The sequence below is a fragment of the Streptomyces sp. NPDC056580 genome (assembly GCF_042793175.1).
Classification (GTDB): Bacteria; Actinomycetota; Actinomycetes; order Streptomycetales; family Streptomycetaceae; genus Streptomyces.
In genome coordinates this window covers 489,344-509,661 of record NZ_JBHTVE010000005.1, presented here as the reverse complement: position 1 = coordinate 509,661, position 20,318 = coordinate 489,344, and the positions used below count along the sequence as shown (strand labels likewise).

Below are 20,318 nucleotides of genomic sequence, written 5' to 3'. Positions count from 1 at the left end.
AAGGAGCCGCATCATGCGCGCCCGCTTGGCCCGCGTCGACGCGGTGCTCGTCCAGGCGCTCATCGCCGCCGCGCTGTCCTTCGCCCACCTGCACGACGTCGCCGTGGCGGCCGGACAGGACGGCTGGAAGGCCTGGGCCTACCCCGTCTCCGTCGACCTGCTGCTCGTCGCCGCCTGGCGCCGACTGCGCTCCGGTACGACCAAGACGGCGGCCTGGTGCTGGTTCGTCGTCGCACTCACCGCATCCCTCGGCGCCAACGTCGCCACCGCCGGCCTCCTCGACCTCGGCAACGTCCCGGCCTGGCTGCGCATCCTCGTCGCGGGCTGGCCCGCTGTCGCCTTCCTCGGCGGGACCCTCCTCGCGCACACCGCGCCGAAGACGGGCCCCGGTGCGGAGGTCATCGAGGGCCAGGAGGACGAGCCCGAAACCGCGCCCGGCCTGCCCGCCCAACCCGCCATCGAGGCACCGCCGCAGCCCCCGCCCGTACCCGTGCCATCTGCCCTGGTCGCCCACGCCCGCAAGGTCGCCGCCGAACACCACGCCCGGACCGGCACCCCGATCGACACCCCGACCCTGCGCGCCCGCCTCGGTGTCCCGGCGCCCATGGCCGAAGCCATCGCCGCCCACCTCTGAGAGGAGATCCATGGCCGTCAACCGCAGCTTCCGCAACGTCACCCGCATCGGCCCTGTCCAGGTCGGCACCGCCTACGACAACCGAGGCCGCGAGAAGCACACCGCCGCCTGCACCGCACCGCGTTGCGGCTTCTCCGCCGACTACGACAGCCGCGCCGCCGCCGAACTGGCCGCCCGCACTCATCGCTGCCCCGCCCGCTGAAAGGACCCGGACCACCGTGACCGTCAGCCTGCCGCTCGTCGTCGTCCTCGGCTTCTTCGCCTGGGGAGCGATCAAGTTCCTCGGCGTCCGCACCTGGATCGTCGTCCTGATCGCCCTGTTCGGCTTCTGGCTCTCGCACACCTTCCTCGCGCCCGCCATCGAGTCCGGCACGCGGTCCGGCGTGGGTGTCGTAAACGGCTCACATAACTAGACGAGTAGGCAAGGAGAAGCCGGCCGTGTTCCTGCCCAAGTACCCGGACAACCCGACCCCGCCGCCGGTTCACACGCACTCCCCGACCGGCCCGGCTCCCGCCCGACACGCTCTGCCATCGATCTCCATCGACCAGAAGACGATCGCGGCCGTGGTCATCGCGGGCGTGGTCCTCACCGCGCTCCTGGCCGCCGTCGCCGTCACGGCCCTCTCTGTAGCCATCGCCGCCGTGGTCCTGCGCTCGCTGCTCCACGAGCACAACCGGCGCTGAGACGCCTGTACCTCCGGGGCGGCGAGACACGGCCAAGCATCCGCCGCCCCGGAGGCCCATCCCTCCCGACAGCGCCCGTCAGAAGGAGACCGCCATCTTCGCCCGCACCACCCCGCCACCGCTCCCGGAACTCAGCAACCTCGCCGCCGACGGCACCCTGCCGGGTATCCTCCGTCAGCTCTCCGGGCTCGGCGGCTGCACGCACCCCATCCGGCTGGACGGCCACCGCACCGAGTACGACGTCGACACCGCGACCGGCGAGATCGGCCGCGTCCTCCAGCACCTCGACTCGACCACTCTCCCGGCCGGCCAGCTCCTCGTCCGCTGCAACAACCGCCGCACCACCCGCTGTCCGGCCTGCGCCGAGGTCTACCGCCGCGGCACCTTCCACCTGATCACCGCCGGACTGCGCGGCGGCAAGGGCACTCCGGAACACGTAGCCGCCCACCCGCGCGTCTTCGCCACCTTCACCGCCCCCGGCTTCGGCCCGGTCCACAACCGCCGCACAGACGGCCGTCCCTGCCGCTGCGGCACCCACCACGACCAGGACGACGACGCCCATGGCACACCACTCGACCCGGACACCTACGACTACGAAGCGGCCGTGCTCTGGAACGCGCACGCCGGACAGCTCTGGCGGCGCTTCTCCATCTACCTCCGCCGAGAGGCCGCCAAGCGCGCAGGCCTGTCACAGCGCCACTTCCGCCAGCACGCCCGCGTCTCGTTCGCCAAGGTCGCCGAGTACCAGAAGCGCGGAGCCGTCCACTTCCACGCCGTGATCCGCCTCGACGGCCCCGGCGGCGGCGACACTCCGCCCCCGGCCTGGGCGACCGCCGAACTGCTCACGGACGCCATCGAGGCCGCCGCCGCCAAGGTCCGCGTCGACGGCCCGGTCATCGACGGCCGCGCGCACACCTTCGCCTTCGGCCGACAGCTCGACGTCCGCACCATCCGCTCGGCCGACTTCGACGGCGGCCAGGAGCTGACCGAGCGGGCCGTCGCGGCCTACATCGCCAAGTACGCCACCAAGGGCGCCGAGACCGCCACGGGAGCTCTCGACCGCCCGCTCAAGTTCGCCGCCGAACTCGCCCAGCTCGACATCAGCGACCACGCCCGCCGCCTCATTCGAACGGCCTGGACCCTCGGCGCCCGCAAGGACCTCGAACACCTCCGCCTGCGCGCCTGGGCTCACATGCTCGGATTCCGCGGCCACTTCTCCACAAAGTCCCGCCGCTACTCCACCACCCTCGGCGCCCTCCGCGACGCCCGCGCCGAATGGCGCCGAGCCCAAGCGGCAGCAGCCAACGGCCCGGAGACCGAAACGACGTACGTCCTCACGCACTGGGTCTTCGCCGGCACCGGCCTGTCCGACGCCGAAGCCTGGCTGGCCGCATCCCTCGAACCCGCACCCGGAACCGAAGGGGAACCCACCGCATGACCACGGTGACCATCACCCGCAAGTGGCACACCACGGCCGAAGTCGCCGAGATGCTCGGCTTCGGCCTCTCCAAGACCAAGGCGCTCGTCCTGAGCGGTGAGATCCGGTCCGTGAAGATCGGCCGCAACCGTCGCATCCTCCCGGCCTGGGTCGACGAGTACGTGAACCGCTGCGCTTCCGAGACCGGGGAGTGGGCGGCATGAGCGGAAAGCGGGCCAACGGCGAGGGGTCCATCTACCCGTACAAGAACGGCTTCGCGGGCTACGCCTGGGTCACGACCCCGGACGGCGACCGCAAGCGCAAGTACGTCTATGGCAAGACTCGCGAGGAGACCCACGAGAAGTGGATCAAGCTCCACAGTGAAGCCAGCAAGGGGCCCGTGCAGACCCGGCACCGCACGGTGCAGGCGTTCCTGTCCTACTGGCTCGAGTCGATCGTGAAGCCCAACCTCGCTCCGCTGTCGTACGTGTCGTACGAGGGCTCGGTGCGGCTCTACATCAATCCGCACCTCGGCGGGAAGCGGCTCGACAAGCTGACCGTCCGGGACGTTCGGGAGTGGCTGACCAAGCTGGCCGGCATCTGCCAGTGCTGCGCCCAGGGCAAGGACGCCAAGCGGGCCGAGCCGCGGCAGCGGTGCTGTGCGGTCGGGGAGTGCTGTGAGGCCTATCCGTCCCGGCGGGTCGTCCAGGCCGCCCGTGACGCCCTGCGGGCCGCTCTCACGCACGCCGTGACCGAGGAGGAGATCAGCAAGAACGTGGCCTCCCTGGTCAAGGTGCCCAAGCCTCGGCGGCGCCGGATCAAGCCGTGGTCCGTGGTCGAGGCGGGGCGCTTCCTGGCCGACTCGGTCGCCCGTGAAGATCCGCTCTTCGCAGCCTGGGTCCTGGTCCTCTGCCTCGGCCTACGCCGTGGTGAGGCGCTGGGCCTGACCTGGCAGTCGATCGACTTCGAGGCCGGTGAGCTGTACGTGGATCACCAGATCCAGCGCGCGGGCCGGCAGATCCTGCACCGGGAGACCAAGACGGAGGAGTCCGACGACTTCCTTCCGCTCCCGGCGTTCTGCCTCCGGGCGCTCCGGATGCGGCGGGCCCAGCAGACCGGGGACCGGAAGGCGGCCGGGGAGCTGTGGCAGGACAGCCGCGGGCTGATCTTCACAACGAAGTACGGGACGCCGATCGAGCCGGGGAACCTCACCCGCATGTTCGCGCTGCGGGCTCGGCGTGCCGGGCTCCGGGTGATCCCGCTCCGGAATACCCGGCACACCTGCAGCTCGCTCCTGGTTGCTCTGAAGGTGCACCCGAAGGTGGCCCAGCGGATCCTGCGGCACTCGCAGATCGCCATGACGATGGAGGTCTACGCCGAAGCCAGCGAGGAAGAGGTGCGGGCCGCGCTCGGCAAGCTCTCCGATGCGATGGGCGGCGCCGGCTGATGCCGTTGCTGTACAGCCTCGAAGTGCCCAAGTCCCCGGATCTCTCCGGGGCCTTTGGCCTGCATGCGCTCTGACCTGCTGGATCGGACACCCCCTCCCGCTACACGCTCCGAGCGCGCCATCCCGCATAAGTCAGACATACCGCCTGACTCGAGCGGACCCATTGCCAAACCGCAGAAGCCTTTGATTCACTGCGCCTCCAAGATCAACTCACAAGATCCACTCGCAAGCTACACACATTCACCACAAGGAGAATCGTGCGGTTCCGTACGGGTCTGGCGCTTGTCGCCGCCACGCTGCTCCCCGTCCTCGCGGCCCCGGCCGCTGACGCGGCGACCACCCCCAGCGTCAATTTCACCTTCGGCAAGGGTGCGCGAGTAGACGCGAGCTCCAAGGTGACGATCAACTACTCGCTCGCCAATCTGCCCAAGGGCAGTCATGTCGAACTCCGACGCGAAACGGGCAGTAGCCACACCTACAAGGTGATCAACACCCTCAAGCCCGTCAACGGCAACGGCTCGGTGACCACCAAAGCCCCGACCCAGGGCAGGTGGGGCTACCGCATCTTCGTCCTGAACTCCAAGGACGAGGTCCTCACCTACCGCGGCCACTGGCTCTACGCCTACAGCAACATCAGCGTCAGCAAGTTCTTCCCGAAGAAGTACTCGTCCGGCACCATCGGTGTCGGCAACCGCCTCCTGGCCTACGACGCGAAGATCCCCACGAACAGGGCGATGGACTTCTTCGCGACCACTCGCAACACCACCTGCCGCTCCATCACCCTCGGGCTGGGCCGCATCAACGGTTTCACCGGCTCGCGCCGCGTGAAGGTCCTCCAGACCAACGCCCCGGCGACCAGCAAGCTTCTCCCCTTCGACACCTACGTCAGCCTGTCGGCCAACCTCACGGGCGCTCCCTTCGCCTTGCACTTCGACGAGGATCCCAGCAACTCGGCGGACACGTACTTCGGTGGAACCGTCAACTGCTACTCGGCTAGCGGCTTCTAGTACTGAAACTGTGCTCGCCGTGACGGGCATGCGGGATGTGCTGAATCGGGAGCTGATCCCCGAAGCCGGCGGCATGACCCGCATGATCACCCTGCGGGCTCGTCGCACCTAGAGCGCCGAGCCCGCTCCGAAGCTCCAGCTGATGCGATTGCTGTACTCGCTGCTGTACGCCCTGAAACGCCAGAGGCCCCGGATCTCTCCGGGGCCTCTGATCTGTGTGCACTCGGCAGGATTCGAACCTGCAACCTTCTGATCCGTAGTCAGATGCTCTATCCGTTAAGCTACGAGTGCTTGTTCTTTTGTTTTCGTCTTCCGCTCCCGGCCCTTCCGGCCCGCTCGCGGCGACAGGAAGAACATTACATGACTGCCGCCGTCATGTGAAATCCGATCCGCACACCCCTTGTGACCTGCGGAAACGTGCGAACAGGGGTCGAGAGCCGACAACGCCGAAGCCCCGGTCCTGGGACCGGGGCTTCGGGATGGGCGCGGAGGCGGAGGGATTTGAACCCTCGATGGGCTTTAAGGCCCAAACCGCATTAGCAGTGCGGCGCCATAGACCGGACTAGGCGACGCCTCCAGCACAACCATTCACGCGAGCGCGCGACTGGTGCGTGCAGATGATGACACAGTCGAGCGTGCTGTCACCAATCGACCCCCACGGTACTAGGAGCGAGGGCCACAGGGCAAAGGGCTTAGCGCGGTGTCGCGGCGCCGCAACGTCCGGGGCCCATGGGCGTTGATCAGGGCATGGTCTCTTTCTTGTCGGTCGTCCCGCGGGGCGTCCTGGTGTCGGCCCTCGCCGCGCTCTCGGTCCCGTCCCTGTCGGCCCTCACCGCCGCACCGGCCACAGGGGCACCCCCAGCATCGGCGGCCCCAGCAACGTCGGCAGCCCTGGCAGCCTCCATCGCCCCGGCAGCATCGGCAGGCCCGGCCGCCACCGCGGGCGGCACGCGGCTCGTGCCCGCCCCGCGGGCCGCGGGCCTCATGCCCCCGCCGGCACGTCCGGAGGACAAGGCCGGCGATCACCTCCGTGTCGTCGTCCGGAACGCGGGTCCTCGGCTCGACGGCACGTACGAGCTGTCCTGCCATCCCACCGCCGGTGATCATCCGGACGCGGCGGGGGCCTGCCGGGCGCTCGACGCGAACACGCAGTGGGGACGGGACACCTTCGCCCCGGTCGCCCCCGACAGCGTCTGCACCATGCTCTACGGCGGGCCGGCCACCGCCCGGGTCACCGGCACCTGGGCCGGGCGCCCGGTCGACGCCGCGTACGACCGGGGCAACGGCTGCGAGATCGCGCGGTGGGACCGGATGGTGCCGCTGCTGCCCGGCCTCGGTCCGACCGCGTAGGCGGTTCCGGGCGCGGCCACCGCTCTCGTAAAGGTCCCGCGAAGGTCTCGCGGAGCCCGGACGACGACGGTGGAACGGTCCCGGAACGGTGCCGGGGCGGGGCCGGCACGACGTCGGCGCCAGGTCGGTGCGGGGTCACCCCCGCGACGGGCGCGTCACGGCCGCACGGCGGACGTGCGACGGACGCGTGCGGTCACATGTTCGCCGTCACTTCGTCGTGCGACCTCCCTCTCATCCGGCGTCGCGAGCGCAACCCGTGGCTTTAGACTCCCTCGCGTGACACCCTGCGGGCCGGTTGGCAAGATGGCCCGAGCGGTCGGCAAGGTGCGGTAACAAGGAGGAAGCGTCTCGTGAGCAGCAGGCCATCCCGAGGCGCTGCTCGCCTCGCAGCCATACTCGACGCGCTGCCCGACGCGTTGGTCCTGGTCAACGCAAACGGAACCGTCGTCAACGCCAACACGATCGCCCTGGAGGCCTTCGAGGCGCCGGGCACCGCCCTCGTCGGGCGCGGGCTGCTCGACCTGCTGCCGCAGTTCGACTCGCGGCTCATCCCCGGCTCCATGCGGCGGCCCGATCACATGGACCCGCGCGGCCGGACGAAGCCCACCCGCATGATCGCCCGGCGGACGGACGGGACGGAGTTCCCGGTCGAGGTCACGAGCGCGAATCTGGAGAACGGGCAGCAGGCGTACGACGGTTACGGCTACACCGGTGACGAGCTGCTGATGCTCGTGGTGCGGGACCTGTCGGGGACCGTGGACACCGAGGCGGAGCTGGCCCGTTCGCAGCGGCAGACCGAGATGATCCTGCGGGCGGCCTCGGAGGGTGTCGTCGGCACGGACACCGACGGGCGGATCGTGCTGGTCAATCCGGCCGCCGCCCAGATACTGGGGTACCGGGCCGGTGAGCTGGGCGGCAAGGAGCTGCACACCCTCGTGCTGCACTCGCGCGCCGACGGCTCCCCCTTCCCGTACGCGGAGTCCCCGCTCGCCGACACCCTGCGCTCCGGTCGCAAGCACCGGGTGCGCGGGCAGGTGCTGTGGTCCAAGAGCGGGGAGCGGGTCGCGGTCGACCTGACCACCGCGCCCGTGCGCGACGGCGACCAGCTCGTCGGCGCCGTGATGACCTTCGCCGACCGGCGGCCGTACGACGTCCTCGCCGAGGAGAAGGACGCCCTGGAGAAGGCGCACGCCGACGAGTTGGAGCGGCTCTCCGAGGAGCACGCCTCCGACCTGACCGCGCTGCGCCAGAAGCACGTCACCGAGCTCGAGGAACTGCGCGAGCAGCACCTGGAGGAGCTGGCGGCCGGCGAGGAGCGGTACGCCGCCCTCGGCGAGCGGGAGAAGGACCGCTACGAGGCGCTCGCCGGACGGCACGAGCAACTGCTCACGCTGCTGGGCCGGTCGCTGCGCGGGCCGCTGGACGAACTGCGCCGCGAGCTGTCCGCCCTCGCCGCCGACGACGCCGGCCAGCTCTGGCCCGAGGCCAACCAGGTGCTGCACCACCTGTCCGCCGGGTACTCGCGCATCACCACGCTCATCGACAACGTCCTCGGCTACCAGCACCTCGACTCCGGCGGCGAGGACATCACCCGGACGAAGGTGATGCTCGACGCCGTCGTGGCGGCCGGTGTGGAGGGGGCGGTCGAACTCATCGGGCCCGGCCGGGTGCAGTTCGCCGTGCACGCGCCGCCCATCGAGGCCGAGGTCGACGCTCAGCGGCTCGCCACCGCGCTCGCGCACCTCGTCGCGGACGTGGCGGGTGTCGACGCCACCGGCAACGCGCCCGTCTCGGCGGGCGGGTACATGGACAACACGGTCGTGGTCGCGGCCGCCCAGCGCGGCGAGGTCGCGCGGATCGAGGTGCGCGGGCCGTACAGCGGGGGAGACCCGGTGCACGAGCCGATCGTGCGCGGGATCGTCCGGGCGCACGGCGGAGTGCTGCAGACCCACGAGGTACCGGGCATGAGCGGCAGCGCCTATGTGCTCGAAGTGCCGCTCGGCGGGGGGGCCGGGGCGGTCGCCGTCCAGGCTCCGGACGCCGGTGCGGCCGCGCCGGAGGAGGCCGGGACGTCGGCCGTCGGCGGCCGGCGCAGGGCCCGCCGGGGCTCGACGGACGCCTTCCTGGAGAGCGACGTTCCCGGTGAGAGCGGCGATCCCGCCGACGGCGGGACGGAGTCGCCCTCGCCGACCGGGCGGCGCCGCAGGCGTGCGGCGGCCGCGGTCGAGGCCGCGGCCACGCCCACGGCCGAGGCCGAGGCCGGTGACGGCGGGACCGGACGGCGACGCGGCCGGGCGGCCGAGTCGGGCGCCGCCGACGGCGAGGGCGTGAGCGAGGGCGCCGTGATGACGGCGGCCGAGCACGCCGCGGGCACCGCCGCGGCGGGCAGCGGACTCGGCGGGGCCGTGCCGCCGCAGGGCGTGCCGGTGCCCACGGGCCGCCGTGCCCGGCGTGACCCGGACGCGCCGCAGGCCGCTCTGCCGCCGGCGCTGCCCGCGGCCGGCGCGGAGCAGGCCCGGGCCGGTGCGGCCGAGGACGCGCAGCCGACCGGTCGGCGCCGACGGGCGCTGGCCGCGGCGCAGGAGCGTGCGGCGGCGCAGGATTCCGGCGCCCGTACGGTCTTCGCCCTGCCCCCCGCCGAGGCCGACCGCTCACCCGGGTCCGCCGACACGGCGGCGGGTGTCGACCCGGTGGCCGGGCAGGCCCCGGTCCCCGGTCGGGCCCCGATTCCCCGCCAGGCCCCGGCGGGTGGCGCGGACGACGTCGGCCGGCACGACGCGATGTCGCTGGACCAGGCCGAGGACCACACCCCTCCGCAGCCGCACCCCACCGGCGCGCCGACCGGCCGCCGGCGGCGGGCCGTGGCGCAGCCGGTCGAGACGGCGGCGGACCCGGTGCGGGGGACCGCCCAGGCCACCGGCGCTCCGGCCCGGACCGTCCCGGCCCAGGCCGGTCACGCGCAGGCGGCTCCGGGGCAGCCCGCTCCGGTGCACGGCATTCCGGCGCAGGGCGCGGCCGCGCCGGCGGGCCCCGCCGGTCAGGACGGCGCGGCTCGGGCCGGCACGCCGGTCCAGGCCGTCCCCGGTCAGCCGATGACGGCGGCGCCGCAGGCCGCCGTGCCCGCGCAGGGCACCGCCGGCCAGGGCGGACCCGTACCCTCCGGCCGGCCGGTTCCCCCGCAGGCGGTCCAGGGCCGGAGCGTGCCCGCCCAGGGCACGCACGGTCAGCCCGTACCCGCCCAGGGAGCCCCGGCCCGGCCCGCCCCCGCCGCCACCGGCCACCCGGTGCCCGCCCAGGACACCAACGGCCAAGGGGCACCCGCGCAAGGCACCCCCGGTCAGGCCGTGCCCGTGCAAGGCACCCCCGGTCAGGCCGTGCCCGTGCAGGGCTCGCCGGCCCACGCCGGGCCCGTGCCGGCCCACGCCACTCCCCCGGCCGCCCAGCCGCTGCCCGCCGAGGCGGGTGGCCAGGCGCCGGTGGCCCAGGCCGGGCCGGCCGCCGTACCGCAGCAGTGGCCCGGTGCCGACGGCACCTCAGGCGCCGGCGTGGCCGTGCCCCCTGCGGGCAGCGCGCCGCAGCCCGGCCCGGCGGTCACCCCCGCCAGCGGCACCCCGCTGCCCCCGGAGCACGCCGCCGGGCAGCCGGCGCGGGCCGCGCAGCCCCTGCCGGCCGAGGCACCGGGGAACGCCGCCGACCCGAACTCCACCCAGGGCCGGGCGATCAGCGTCCGCACGCTCGGGCAGGGTGTGCCGTTCGCGCGGCAGGCCCTCCAGGTGCAGCAGCAGCCGACGGCCACCCCGCCGCCGCACGCGCCCGGCGGTTCCGGCCGCCGGCGCAAGCTGGGCACGCCGCCCGACCCGGCCGCGCGCCAGGAGCCGCAGCCGGAGCAGGGCGCCCGGCCGCATCCGCCGGCCGAACAGCCGCCCGCGCAGCCCTCGCTCGCGGGGCAGTCCCGGCTCGCCCCCGCCACGGAGGGCAGCGGACGGTCGTACGCCATAGGCGCCCCGGACGCGAACGCGGCCGAGGGGCCGGAGCCGCTGGACGGTCCCGGCGGGGCCGTGGAGGTCGCCGACACCCCGCGTCCGCAGCCGCTGGACGACGAGTTGCCGCCGGAGCCGCTGGACAACCCGCGCCGGCTGCTGGTGTGGCCCGCGCCGGACGTGACGACGCAGCAGGCGCTGAGCGACCGCGGCTACCGGCCGGTCGTCGTGCACTCCCGTGAGGAGGTCGACGCGCAGATCGCGGCCTTCCCCGCCGCGCTGTTCGTGGACCCGCTGACCGGTCCGATCACCCGTACCGCGCTGCAGTCGCTGCGCCAGGCGGCGGTCGCCGCCGAGGTGCCGGTGCTGGTCACGGCCGGACTCGGGCAGGCGACACGCGAGGCGGCGTACGGCGCCGACCCCGCCGTGCTGCTGAAGGCGCTGGCGCCGCGCGACAGCGAGCAGCATCCGCCGCGCGTGCTGCTGATCGAGGAGCACGCGGAGATCGCGCTGGCGCTGACCTCGACACTGGAGCGGCGCGGGATGCAGGTGGCGCGGGCCGCGAGCGACGGCGACGCGGTGACGCTGGCGGGGCAGTTCCGGCCGAACCTGGTGGTGATGGACCTGATGCAGGTGCACCGCCGGCAGGCCGGGTTCAGCGGGATCATCGACTGGCTGCGGGCGAACGGGCAGCTCAACCGCACTCCGCTCGTCGTCTACACCGCGGCCGTCGACCCGGTCGACCTGCCCCGGCTGGCGTCCGGTGAGACCGTGCTGTTCCTCGCCGAGCGGTCCACCAGTCCCGAGGTGCAGAACCGGATCGTCGACCTGCTGGCCGGCATCGGGACGAACTAGCGGGACGGCGGCCCCCGTCGCCCTCGCCGCACACGACGGACAGCCCCCGGCGCGTGGCCGGGGGCTGTCCGTCGTACCGGCGGCCGTCAGCCGTCAGCCGAGCCTGGTCACGTCCATGCCGCCCTCCGCGTACTGCCTGCGGAGCACCTTCTTGTCGAACTTCCCGACGCTGGTCTTCGGGACCGTCGCGATGACCGTCCAGCGCTCGGGGAGCTGCCACTTGGCGATCTTGCCCTCCTCGGCGAGGAACACGCGCAGCGTCTCGAAGTCGGCGCTCGCGCCCTCCCGGAGGACCACGGTGGCCAGCGGGCGCTCGCCCCACTTCTCGTCCGGTACGGCGACCACGGCGGCCTCCGCGACGTCCGGGTGGGACATCAGCGCGTTCTCCAGCTCGACCGAGGAGATCCACTCGCCGCCGGACTTGATGACGTCCTTGGCGCGGTCGGTGAGGGTGAGGAAGCCGTCGGGGGAGATGGTGCCGACGTCGCCGGTCTTGAGCCAGCCGTCCTCGCTGAACTTGTCGGCGGGACGCAGCGGTTCGGCCTCCGGGCCGTTGTAGTAGGCGCCCGCGATCCAGGGACCGCGCACCTCCAGCTCGCCCGCCGACTCGCCGTCCCACGGGATGCGTTCGCCGCCGGGGCCGGTGAGCCGGGCCTGAACGCCCACCGCGAAGCGGCCCTGGGTCAGACGGTAGGCGAACTCCTCGTCGGTGCCGATCGAGTGGGCCGGCGGGCGGGCCACCGTGCCCAGCGGGGAGGTCTCCGTCATGCCCCAGGCGTGGCAGACCCGCATGCCGAGCTCGTCGAAGGCCTCCATCAGGGAGGGCGGACAGGCCGAGCCGCCGATGGTGACCTGGGTGAGGGCGGAGACGTCACGGGGGCGGGCGGTCAGCTCGGCGAGCAGGCCCTGCCAGATGGTGGGGACGGCCGCCGCGTGCGTCGGCCGCTCCCGCTCGATCATCTCGGCGAGCGGGGCCGGCTGCAGGAAGCGGTCCGGCATCAGCATGTTCACGCCGGTCATCAACGCGGCGTGCGGCAGGCCCCAGGCGTTGACGTGGAACTGGGGGACCACGACCAGCGAGGTGTCCTGGTCGGTCAGGCCCATCGACTCGGCCATGTTGACCTGCATGGAGTGCAGGTAGATCGAACGGTGGCTGTACACCACGCCCTTGGGGTCGCCGGTGGTGCCGGAGGTGTAGCACATGGCGGCGGCCTGGCGCTCGTCCAGCTCGGGCCAGTCGTAGGCGGTGGGCCGGCCGGCGATCAGTTCCTCGTACTCGTGGACGCGCGCGGTGGCGCCCTGGAGCGGGGTGCGGTCGCCGGGGCCGGAGACGACGATGTGCTCCACGGTCGGGAGCTTGGGCAGCAGCGGCGCGAGCAGCGGGATCAGCGAGCCGTTGACGACGACCACGCGGTCGGCGGCGTGGTTGACGATCCATGCCAACTGCTCAGCGGGCAGGCGCAGGTTGAGCGTGTGCAGCACGGCGCCCATGGAGGGGATGGCGTAGTACGCCTCGACGTGCTCGGCGTTGTTCCACATCAGGGTGGCGACACGCTCGTCGCCCCGTACTCCGAGTCCGTCGCGCAGCGCGTGGGCGAGCTGGGCGGAGCGGGCCCCGATCTCGGCGTAGGTACGGCGGTGCGGCTCCGCCTCGCCGGTCCAGGTGGTCACCCGCGACGTCCCGTGGACCGTCGACCCGTGGGTCAGGATCCTCGAGATCAGCAGCGGTACGTCCTGCATGGTGCTCAGCACGGCGTCCTCCCGGGCGACTTTGCCTACGCGGTGGTCGGGGTTGCGCTGATTCTGCTCACATACCGCGCGGTATGTCACTAGGAGGAGGGAAACAGTTTGACGACGGTGCCCGGGGACCTCCGCGTCCGGGCCTGGACACGGCCTAGCGGACCAGGCCCAGTTCGGGGTCCTCGCGCAGCTTGCCCAGGGCGCGGGAGACCGCCGACTTCACCGTGCCCACAGAGACGCCGAGCACCTCGGCCGTCTGGGCCTCGCTGAGGTCCTCGTAGTACCTGAGGACGACCATCGCCCGCTGTCGCGCGGGCAGTCGGGCGATCGCCCGCCACATGGCGTCGCGCAGCGCCTGCCGCTCGGCCGGGTCCTCGGCGCCGGGCGCGGGCTCGGGTTCGGGCAGTTCGTCGCAGGCGAACTCGTCCACCCTGCGCTTGCGCCACTGCGAGGTACGGGTGTTCAGCAGCGCCCGGCGCACGTAGCCGTCCAGCGCCCGGTGGTCCTCGATCCGCTCCCAGGCCACGTAGGTCTTGGTCAGCGCGGTCTGCAGCAGGTCCTCGGCGTCGCTCGGGTTGGCGGTCAGCGACCGCGCGGTGCGCAGCAGCACCGGCTGGCGGGCCCGCACGTACGACGCGAACGACGGGAACGAGTGGGTCTGCCGCGCCGGTGCGGCGGCGGCCGAGGCGCTGGTGCAGACGGGTGTGGTCATGGCTCCACGCTAGGAGCGGACCGGCCGCCCGCGGATCGGTCGCAGGTCCCGATGCGGCGTCCCCCTCAGGTTGTAGGGGTGGGGCCGTCCCCACCTCCTGAAGGTGGACCGCGGGATGAGGTCCTGTGCGGGTTCTCCCCTGCGGGCCGGCCCGGGAAACGGCCGCGCGGCGGCGCCGAAGCACCGCCGCGCGACCGTCCTACGACCCCGAAGCACGCCCAGCGGGAGCCCTCACCACAGGGGCTCCCGCCCCCGGCTCACCACAGCCGGCCGAAGCGGGCGGCGGTACGGATACTTGCCATGTCGTCCCTTCCAGAACCGGTCGCCTGCCGGCCCGGACGGCCGGAGGTTTCGTGAAGTACGGCTTGCACCTCCAGACTTGCCCGCCGGATCCGGGCGAACCCTTCTCGAAGCCTCATTCGCACGCAAGCGTGATGACAAGTCGATAAACCCCCTTCATCACCTTTCACCACTTCGGGCCACCGGCGACCCCGCGCCACCGACGACTCGGGCCGCCGGTGCGCAGGGCCGGCCACCTCTTCCCTTTTTCGAACGTACGTACGAACATGGATCCATGGCCACCACCGACCGGCAGGCCACGACGCTGGCCCTCGCACACGCCCTGTCAGCCGCCGAGCGCGGCCTGGCCGTCATCCCGCTGTCCCGCAACAAGCTCCCGGCCCTGCGCTCCCCCCACCACGACGACCCCCGGCCCACCCCCTGCCACGGCGAGTGCGGCCGCTTCGGCCACGGTGTGTACGACGCCTCCACCGACCCCGCCCGCATCCGCGAACTGTTCGCCGCCGCGCCCTGGGCCGGCGGCTACGGCATCGCCTGCGGGCTGCCCCCGCACCACCTCATCGGTGTCGACCTGGACACCAAGAACGGCACCGACTCCTCGGCCGCACTGCGGGAACTGGCGCTGCGGCACCTGTTCACGATCCCGGAGACGGTCGTGGTGATCACCCCGAGCGGCGGCCGTCACCTGTGGCTGACCGGGCCGCCGGACGTCGTCGTCCCCAACTCGGCCGGTCGACTCGCCCCGGGCATCGACATCCGGGGCGCAGGCGGCTACCTCGTCGGCCCGGGGTCCCGCACGGACCACGGCGTGTACGCGGCCGCCCCCGGGACCGCCCACCTGGCCCCGGCGGCCTGCCCGACGGCCCTGCTGCGCCTGCTCCTGCCCCCGCAGCGCGCCGCGCACCCGGCGCCGCCGCCGGCGGGCGACCACGGCCGTGGCCTGGTCCACTTCGTCCTCACCGCGCACGAGGGCCAGCGCAACACCCGCCTGTTCTGGGCGGCCTGCCGCGCCTACGAGAACGGCATCGGGCCGGCCCTGCTGTCCCCGCTGCTCGAAGCGGCCCTCGACACCGGCCTGACCGAGCGCGAGGCCCGCGCGACGATCGCCTCGGCAGCCCGCATGACGGGGCACCGGGCCTGAGACGGGGCCGGCCGGGCCGAACCTGGCGGTCCCGGGCCGGGCCGGAAGGGACCGGAGGGGCCGGGCGGGGCCGAGTCGGGCTTGGACGTCCTGTGTCACGTCCGGTCGGTGGCCGTGGGCAGTGGAAGGCCGTCCGGGCGCGTACGGGGGGCGGCCTGGTGGCGTTGCTCCCGCCTGCCCAGTGCCGCGAGGACCAGGGTCACGGCGATCGACCCGGCCGCCATGAGCGTCATCGCCACCGCCGGTGAGGTCAGCTGGGCCAGCGTGCCGGCGAGGGCGGCGCCGACGCCCTGCAGGGCCGCCATGCCGGTGGCGTGCAGGCCGAGGGCCTGGCCGGTGAGGTCGTCGGGGGTGAGGGACATCAGACGACATCGCGCGGGCAGGGCCGTGGAACGCCCGGTTCCTGTGTTTGCGGGGCACGGGCGGGTCCCGCCACTAACGTGACCGGGCATGGACAGCCCGACAGCGCCCGAGGAGCGTGCGGCATGGAGATCGTGACGTCACAGAAGATCACCACGTTCCTGATGTTCGAGGGGAACGCCGAGGAAGCGATGACCTTCTACACCTCGCTCTTCGACGACGCGGAGATCGTCAGCATCACCCGTTACGGTGCCGACGGCCCCGGCGCGGACGGTGGCGTGCGGCACGCGACGTTCTCGCTCGCCGGCGAACAGTTCATGTGCATCGACAGCCCGGTCAAGCACGGCTTCACGTTCACGCCGGCCGTCTCGCTCTTCGTGCAGTGCGCGGACGAGGCCGAGATCGACCGCCTCTACGCAGCCCTCGTCGAGCAGGGCGCCGCGCTCATGCCGCTGGGGAACCACGGCTTCAGCGCCAAGTTCGGCTGGGTCAACGACCGCTTCGGTGTCTCCTGGCAGCTGAACCTGCCGGCGTGAGCCCCAGGGCGCCGCACAGCGGCCGGCGTCCTGACCGGGCACCCGGGGCGGCCGAGGCGCACGCAGAGGGGGTGCCCCGGCGACCGGGGCACCCCCTGGGGGCTGCGCATCTCATGAACTGTGCGGAGGCGGTGGGATGTGAACCCACGGTGACATCGCTGCCACGACGGTTTTCAAGACCTTTTCGCGATCACGGCTGCTGACCGGTGCGCCGCAGGTCAGACGCGTGCGGGCACTCCAGCGGAGCCGTCATCGTCGTCATCGTGCCCCCTGCGTGCCCCTCGGACCTCGTCATGCCCGCTGAACCAGGCGTCGGAGGCTTCGGCCACCTGGTCATCCTGACCGGCAACAGGCCGAGCGTAGTGCCGGGTGGTGATCGATCGTCGCGCTGACCTGCTGCAAACCCGGGTCCTGGGATCAGTCCGACGCGCCAGGCGTGGACCAGTCCGCCTGCTTCAGGGGAGCTTGTGGGCGAGGACGTCGAGGTTCTCGACGGAAGGTGGTTGGGCGAACAGTTCGCTGGCTCGTTCCATCAGGGCGTTGCCCAGGCGACCGGCGAGATGGGCCTGGCGCGCGTCGTCATCGGGAAAGGCGTCGAAGATGGCGAAGGTGGACGGGCTCAGACGCACAGCAAACCAGGCGACGGTACCGGGCTCCTCCTGGACGAAGGCAAGGCCCTTGCGGAGAAAGGCGGCGACCTCTTCCTCCTTGCCGGGCAGGGCCTCGACCTGTACGTGCAGCGCGACATTGATGTCGGCCATGAAGGGGCTCCTTGCTCATGCTCGGCCGCCCGGGAGCGGCAGAGCACCGAAGTGAACGGTGGGATCGAACGGGTCTCCTGTATGACCGCGTCGACACCTCATCCTCCGCCCTTTTGCCCCGGTTCGCGCTCTTGGGCGCGTCAATGATCTCGCGCTGATCTGTGCCAACTGTCACCGGATGATTCACCGCCGCGCGCCATGGCCAACGCCTGACGCACTCCGGAACCTCATCCAAGAGACAACAAACCGAGGCGACGCCCGGATCCCCTCGCAACACGAACCCGAACCGACGACGGCTGAGACCGTCGTAGCCACGTAGGCGATCAGGCTGTGCCTGCGCCATCTGCGCCGTCTCGTCAGGGAAGCCATGGGCGGCCAGACCTCAAAGCCTTGGCCCGGTACGGGCGCCGTCCGCACCATCCGCCGGCGCCTGTCGCCATGGCTCGGTCATTGAGACTCCGCCGACCTGAGGTGCTACGTAGGCTCACGTTGTGATCACAGCCGAGCAAGCCAGAGAGATCTTCGACGCGTTTCTTGCCCAAGTAACGCCCTATCCCCTGGAACCGGGCGTTACTGCAGCGTTCATCAGCGTGCAGGAGCACCGCTTCGGGTGGGAGTTCTGGTATCAGAGCTCGAAGTACGTACAGACGGGAAACCCACGGGACATGTGGATCGGGACCGGGCCCGTCGTTGTAGACCGTCGCGACGGCCGCCTACAGGAACTTGGCGGCAGGCAGTTCGGTGACACAATCGCCGGGTATCAGCGCGTGTACGACCAAGAGACGACCGCTGACGGGGCCCCGTAATCCGTACCAATCCGTACCCCTTCCGTGCCCGGTTGGCCAGGGAGCCACGGACAACACCGGGCGATCGCGGTGTACACAAACGACAACGGCTCGACCAAGCTCGCTGGTCAGGGATGAGGCCGGCGAAGCTGGTGGCGGTACAGCAACCGCGCCAACCGCAGACGACCGGCTCAAACCGCTAACGACCCCGCGACCAGCGCACATAACCTCAGCGACCGCCCCGCCCGCAGTTCGCATCGGAGGGTCAGAGCTTCCAAACCGGGGCCGGCCATCCACGCGACACCACCAGGGGTGGCCTTCCCCTCCGTTCGAAGGTCCCTGGAGGCTCCCTGTGCACACGACTGTTCTCCTGCTGCGGAGCGCTCTGGGCCTCGGGGCCGGGCTGGAGGAAGCAGCGGGTCTTCTCTGCGGCGGGGGCTGTGGTGCTCGCAGAGCTGCTCGCAGTCTAGGGACGGTCAGTCGACATGCCCCTCCCGTGCCCGTTCGGTCGGGAAACAGCGGGGACCCGCGGTCGCTGGCGGACAACGCTCACGAGAACGGCCCCTGACCGAGTTACCAGGTCAGAGGCCGTTCTCACTGCTCATCGTGCGGAGGCGGTGGGATTTGAACCCACGGTGACATCGCTGCCACGACGGTTTTCAAGACCGTTCCCTTAGGCCGCTCGGGCACGCCTCCCCGCGGCCGCCCGTGATCGGCGGCGCGCCTACACATTACCGGCCCGCCGCGCGGACGTGGGTACACAGGGGTGCCACGGGTTCCCCCGCGGCACCCGCTGCGCGGGACGTCAGCTGTCGCCCGCCCGCGAGCCCAGGGTGAGGTCGACCGTGTGCTCCTGGCCGTCCCGCTTGTAGGTGATCGAGACCTTGTCCCCGGGCTTGTGGGTCCAGATCTCGCCGATCAGGGTGGGGCCGCTGTCGATCACGTGGTCGTCGAGCCGGGTGATGACGTCACCGGGCTTCAGGCCGGCCTTGTCGGCGGGGCCGCCGGACTCGACCGCGGCGGAGCCGGCCGCGCCCTGGTCGGTGATCTTCGCGCCGGACGTGGAGTCCTCCAGGGAGACGGAGGCGCCGATCTTGGCGTAGACCGGCTTGCCGGACTTGATGAGCTGCTGGGCGACGTACTTGGCCTGGTTGATCGGGATGGCGAAGCCGAGGCCGATCGACCCGGACTGGCCGGAGCCGAAGCCGCCGCTGCTGCCGGTGGACTGGATCGCCGAGTTGATGCCGATCACCGCGCCGCCGGCGTTCAGCAGCGGGCCGCCCGAGTTGCCGGGGTTGATCGACGCGTCGGTCTGCAGGGCGCTCATGTAGGACGCCTTGCTGGACGAGCTGCCGTCGCTGGAGGCAACCGGGCGGTTCTTGGCGCTGATGATGCCCGTGGTGACCGTGTTGGACAGCCCGAAGGGGGCGCCGATGGCGATCGTCTCGTCGCCGACGGCCACCTTGTCGGAGTCGCCGAGGGCGAGCGGCTTGAGGTCGGAGGGGGCGTTCTTGAGCTTGATGACGGCGACGTCGTACCCCTGGGCGTGCCCGACGACCTCGGCGTCGTACTTCCTGCCGTTCGGGAAGGTGGCGGAGAGCTTGCCGCCGTTCACCGCGTCGGCCACCACGTGGTTGTTGGTGACGATGTGGCCCTGGGTGTCGAAGACGAACCCGGTGCCCGTGCCGCCCTCGCCGCTGGTGCTCTCCGCCTCGATGGTGACCGTGCTGGGCAGCGCCCTGGAGGCCACGTTGGCGATGGTGCCGGGGGCGCGCTTGATCTGGGCGCCGTCGGAGGCGGACACGGTGGTGGAGCCGGAGCCGTCGTTGTCCTTGGCCAGGGTGTAGCCGATGCCGCCGCCGAGGCCGCCCGCGACCAGCGCGGCCACCAGCACCGCGGCGACCAGTCCGCCCCGTCCGTTGCGCGACTTGGGAGCGGGCTGCTGCTGGTAGGACGAGCCCCAGGCCGCGCCGTCCCCGCCGGAGCCGCCGTCGCCGTAGGAGGGCGTGGCGGTGGGCGGCGGCCAGGAGCCGTCGGCCGCGGGGGCGCCGTACGCCTGGTGGGCGCCGGGAGCGCCGTAGGGCTGCGGGGCGCCGGGAGCGCCATAGGGGTGCTGGGCGTCGGGAGCGCCATAGGGGTGCTGGGCGTCGGGAGCGCCATAGGGGTGCTGGGCGTCGGGAACTCCCTGCGGCGGGCCGGCGGGGGCCTGCGCCGCGGGCGCCGGGGGCTGCTCCGGGGCGGCCGGGCCGCCCTGGGGCGCCGGCGGCGGAACCGCCGGCGAGCCCCCGTCGGGCGCGGGGCCCTGCGGGGAAGCAGCGGGAGATGCCACCGGCACGGGAGGTGCGGACGGGGCCGGGGGTACCGCGTTGCCCTCGTTCTCGGTGCTCACAGCTCTTCTCCTCGATCCACGGCTGTTGTTCCAGGTCGCACTCGGACACACTCGCTCAGGCACGCCCGTCGTGGCGTGCGCGCCCGTCGCCCGTGCGGCATGGGCCCGGTGCGACAGCGCTGCATGGTTCGGTGTTCCTCTTGTATGCAGTCAGCTTTTCCCACGGGCCGTCAGAGCACCATAAGCGGTGGCTGTGGGTCCAGGACCACTCTTTATATAG

The 20,318-nt window shown here is 72.1% G+C and carries 18 protein-coding genes, 3 tRNA genes and 1 pseudogene; 14 read left to right on the top strand and 8 right to left on the bottom strand.

Features of this window, described 5'->3' with window-relative positions:
- Nucleotides 1-13 precede the first annotated feature (13 nt).
- From ACFQ9Z_RS13730 to ACFQ9Z_RS13695, 8 genes are all read left to right on the top strand, one after another.
- Nucleotides 14-634 (top strand): DUF2637 domain-containing protein, encoded by a 621-nt coding sequence (locus ACFQ9Z_RS13730; RefSeq protein ID WP_383015756.1) that lies wholly within the window; start codon nucleotides 14-16, stop codon nucleotides 632-634.
- Between the two features lie 10 nt (nucleotides 635-644).
- Nucleotides 645-836 (top strand): mobile element transfer protein, encoded by a 192-nt coding sequence (locus tag ACFQ9Z_RS13725; RefSeq protein ID WP_383015752.1) that lies wholly within the window; start codon nucleotides 645-647, stop codon nucleotides 834-836.
- Nucleotides 837-852: 16 nt separating this feature from the next.
- The gene (locus ACFQ9Z_RS13720; protein WP_362311772.1) at nucleotides 853-1,047 is read left to right on the top strand and encodes a hypothetical protein; all 195 of its coding nucleotides are present in this window, start codon (nucleotides 853-855) and stop codon (nucleotides 1,045-1,047) included.
- Nucleotides 1,048-1,072: 25 nt separating this feature from the next.
- Entirely contained in the window at nucleotides 1,073-1,318 is a 246-nt protein-coding gene (locus tag ACFQ9Z_RS13715; protein ID WP_383015748.1) for a SpdD protein, read from the top strand.
- Nucleotides 1,319-1,475: 157 nt separating this feature from the next.
- Nucleotides 1,476-2,756: a replication initiator gene (locus ACFQ9Z_RS13710; protein ID WP_383015845.1), complete on the top strand. Its 1,281-nt coding sequence runs from the start codon at nucleotides 1,476-1,478 to the stop codon at nucleotides 2,754-2,756.
- The gene (locus ACFQ9Z_RS13705) at nucleotides 2,753-2,959 is read left to right on the top strand and encodes a helix-turn-helix domain-containing protein (protein WP_053710560.1); all 207 of its coding nucleotides are present in this window, start codon (nucleotides 2,753-2,755) and stop codon (nucleotides 2,957-2,959) included. The genes ACFQ9Z_RS13710 and ACFQ9Z_RS13705 overlap by 4 nt, the downstream gene beginning before the upstream one ends.
- On the top strand, nucleotides 2,947-4,182 hold the full coding sequence (gene xerC, locus ACFQ9Z_RS13700) for a tyrosine recombinase XerC (protein ID WP_383015744.1): 1,236 nt from the start codon (nucleotides 2,947-2,949) through the stop codon (nucleotides 4,180-4,182). The genes ACFQ9Z_RS13705 and xerC overlap by 13 nt, the downstream gene beginning before the upstream one ends.
- Before the next feature lie 257 nt (nucleotides 4,183-4,439).
- On the top strand, nucleotides 4,440-5,189 hold the full coding sequence (locus tag ACFQ9Z_RS13695; RefSeq protein ID WP_383015741.1) for a hypothetical protein: 750 nt from the start codon (nucleotides 4,440-4,442) through the stop codon (nucleotides 5,187-5,189).
- 218 nt (nucleotides 5,190-5,407) lie between these two features.
- Here ACFQ9Z_RS13695 and ACFQ9Z_RS13690 read toward each other — a convergent pair.
- Both ACFQ9Z_RS13690 and ACFQ9Z_RS13685 read right to left on the bottom strand, forming a co-directional pair.
- Nucleotides 5,408-5,480: transfer RNA gene (locus ACFQ9Z_RS13690), tRNA-Arg, on the bottom strand.
- A gap of 195 nt (nucleotides 5,481-5,675) precedes the next feature.
- Nucleotides 5,676-5,766 (bottom strand) — tRNA-Ser (locus tag ACFQ9Z_RS13685).
- 170 nt (nucleotides 5,767-5,936) lie between these two features.
- On the opposite strand from ACFQ9Z_RS13685, the gene ACFQ9Z_RS13680 reads away from it, so the two are divergent.
- The gene (locus ACFQ9Z_RS13680; protein ID WP_383015738.1) at nucleotides 5,937-6,539 is read left to right on the top strand and encodes an SSI family serine proteinase inhibitor; all 603 of its coding nucleotides are present in this window, start codon (nucleotides 5,937-5,939) and stop codon (nucleotides 6,537-6,539) included.
- Between the two features lie 350 nt (nucleotides 6,540-6,889).
- Entirely contained in the window at nucleotides 6,890-11,374 is a 4,485-nt protein-coding gene (locus tag ACFQ9Z_RS13675; protein WP_383015735.1) for a PAS domain-containing protein, read from the top strand.
- A gap of 93 nt (nucleotides 11,375-11,467) precedes the next feature.
- Here ACFQ9Z_RS13675 and ACFQ9Z_RS13670 read toward each other — a convergent pair whose 3' ends face one another.
- Together ACFQ9Z_RS13670 and ACFQ9Z_RS13665 are read right to left on the bottom strand one after the other, a co-directional pair.
- Nucleotides 11,468-13,126, bottom strand: coding sequence for a long-chain fatty acid--CoA ligase (locus ACFQ9Z_RS13670; protein WP_383015732.1), 1,659 nt, complete (start codon nucleotides 13,124-13,126; stop codon nucleotides 11,468-11,470).
- A gap of 142 nt (nucleotides 13,127-13,268) precedes the next feature.
- Nucleotides 13,269-13,826, bottom strand: coding sequence for a SigE family RNA polymerase sigma factor (locus ACFQ9Z_RS13665; protein ID WP_383015729.1), 558 nt, complete (start codon nucleotides 13,824-13,826; stop codon nucleotides 13,269-13,271).
- Between the two features lie 574 nt (nucleotides 13,827-14,400).
- On the opposite strand from ACFQ9Z_RS13665, the gene ACFQ9Z_RS13660 reads away from it, so the two are divergent.
- Nucleotides 14,401-15,267, top strand: a complete 867-nt coding sequence (locus tag ACFQ9Z_RS13660) for a bifunctional DNA primase/polymerase (RefSeq protein WP_383015726.1) — start codon at nucleotides 14,401-14,403, stop codon at nucleotides 15,265-15,267.
- Nucleotides 15,268-15,362: 95 nt separating this feature from the next.
- Here the strand turns inward: ACFQ9Z_RS13660 and ACFQ9Z_RS13655 are convergent, their stop codons facing one another.
- Nucleotides 15,363-15,629 (bottom strand): hypothetical protein, encoded by a 267-nt coding sequence (locus tag ACFQ9Z_RS13655; RefSeq protein WP_383015723.1) that lies wholly within the window; start codon nucleotides 15,627-15,629, stop codon nucleotides 15,363-15,365.
- 123 nt (nucleotides 15,630-15,752) lie between these two features.
- Here ACFQ9Z_RS13655 and ACFQ9Z_RS13650 point away from each other — a divergent pair, with 123 nt between their 5' ends.
- On the top strand, nucleotides 15,753-16,163 hold the full coding sequence (locus ACFQ9Z_RS13650; RefSeq protein WP_383015720.1) for a VOC family protein: 411 nt from the start codon (nucleotides 15,753-15,755) through the stop codon (nucleotides 16,161-16,163).
- Nucleotides 16,164-16,618: 455 nt separating this feature from the next.
- Here the strand turns inward: ACFQ9Z_RS13650 and ACFQ9Z_RS13645 are convergent, their stop codons facing one another.
- Nucleotides 16,619-16,924 carry a putative quinol monooxygenase gene (locus ACFQ9Z_RS13645; protein WP_383015717.1) on the bottom strand — a complete coding sequence of 102 codons (306 nt, stop codon included), beginning with the start codon at nucleotides 16,922-16,924 and terminating at the stop codon, nucleotides 16,619-16,621.
- A 136-nt stretch (nucleotides 16,925-17,060) separates the two neighbouring features.
- On the opposite strand from ACFQ9Z_RS13645, the pseudogene ACFQ9Z_RS13640 reads away from it, so the two are divergent.
- Together ACFQ9Z_RS13640 and ACFQ9Z_RS13635 are read left to right on the top strand one after the other, a co-directional pair.
- A pseudogene (locus ACFQ9Z_RS13640) lies at nucleotides 17,061-17,243 on the top strand (HNH endonuclease); the annotation flags it as partial.
- A 172-nt stretch (nucleotides 17,244-17,415) separates the two neighbouring features.
- A complete protein-coding gene (locus tag ACFQ9Z_RS13635; protein ID WP_383015714.1) occupies nucleotides 17,416-17,730 on the top strand; it encodes a YrhB domain-containing protein in 315 nt (104 codons plus the stop codon).
- Nucleotides 17,731-18,318: 588 nt separating this feature from the next.
- Here ACFQ9Z_RS13635 and ACFQ9Z_RS13630 read toward each other — a convergent pair.
- Nucleotides 18,319-18,405 (bottom strand) — tRNA-Ser (locus tag ACFQ9Z_RS13630).
- Between the two features lie 109 nt (nucleotides 18,406-18,514).
- The gene (locus ACFQ9Z_RS13625; protein ID WP_383015711.1) at nucleotides 18,515-20,098 is read right to left on the bottom strand and encodes a S1C family serine protease; all 1,584 of its coding nucleotides are present in this window, start codon (nucleotides 20,096-20,098) and stop codon (nucleotides 18,515-18,517) included.
- Nucleotides 20,099-20,318 lie beyond the last annotated feature (220 nt).

Excerpts from the sequence above, each read along its gene's own strand:
- ACFQ9Z_RS13730 (WP_383015756.1), top strand. The coding sequence starts at position 14 with ATGCGCGCCCGCTTGGCCCGCGTCGACGCGGTGCTCGTCCAGGCGCTC.
- ACFQ9Z_RS13725 (WP_383015752.1), top strand. The coding sequence starts at position 645 with ATGGCCGTCAACCGCAGCTTCCGCAACGTCACCCGCATCGGCCCTGTC.
- ACFQ9Z_RS13705 (WP_053710560.1), top strand. The coding sequence starts at position 2,753 with ATGACCACGGTGACCATCACCCGCAAGTGGCACACCACGGCCGAAGTC.
- ACFQ9Z_RS13680 (WP_383015738.1), top strand. The coding sequence starts at position 5,937 with ATGGTCTCTTTCTTGTCGGTCGTCCCGCGGGGCGTCCTGGTGTCGGCC.
- ACFQ9Z_RS13665 (WP_383015729.1), bottom strand. The coding sequence starts at position 13,826 with ATGACCACACCCGTCTGCACCAGCGCCTCGGCCGCCGCCGCACCGGCG.
- ACFQ9Z_RS13660 (WP_383015726.1), top strand. The coding sequence starts at position 14,401 with ATGGCCACCACCGACCGGCAGGCCACGACGCTGGCCCTCGCACACGCC.
- ACFQ9Z_RS13655 (WP_383015723.1), bottom strand. The coding sequence starts at position 15,629 with ATGTCCCTCACCCCCGACGACCTCACCGGCCAGGCCCTCGGCCTGCAC.
- ACFQ9Z_RS13650 (WP_383015720.1), top strand. The coding sequence starts at position 15,753 with ATGGAGATCGTGACGTCACAGAAGATCACCACGTTCCTGATGTTCGAG.
- ACFQ9Z_RS13645 (WP_383015717.1), bottom strand. The coding sequence starts at position 16,924 with ATGGCCGACATCAATGTCGCGCTGCACGTACAGGTCGAGGCCCTGCCC.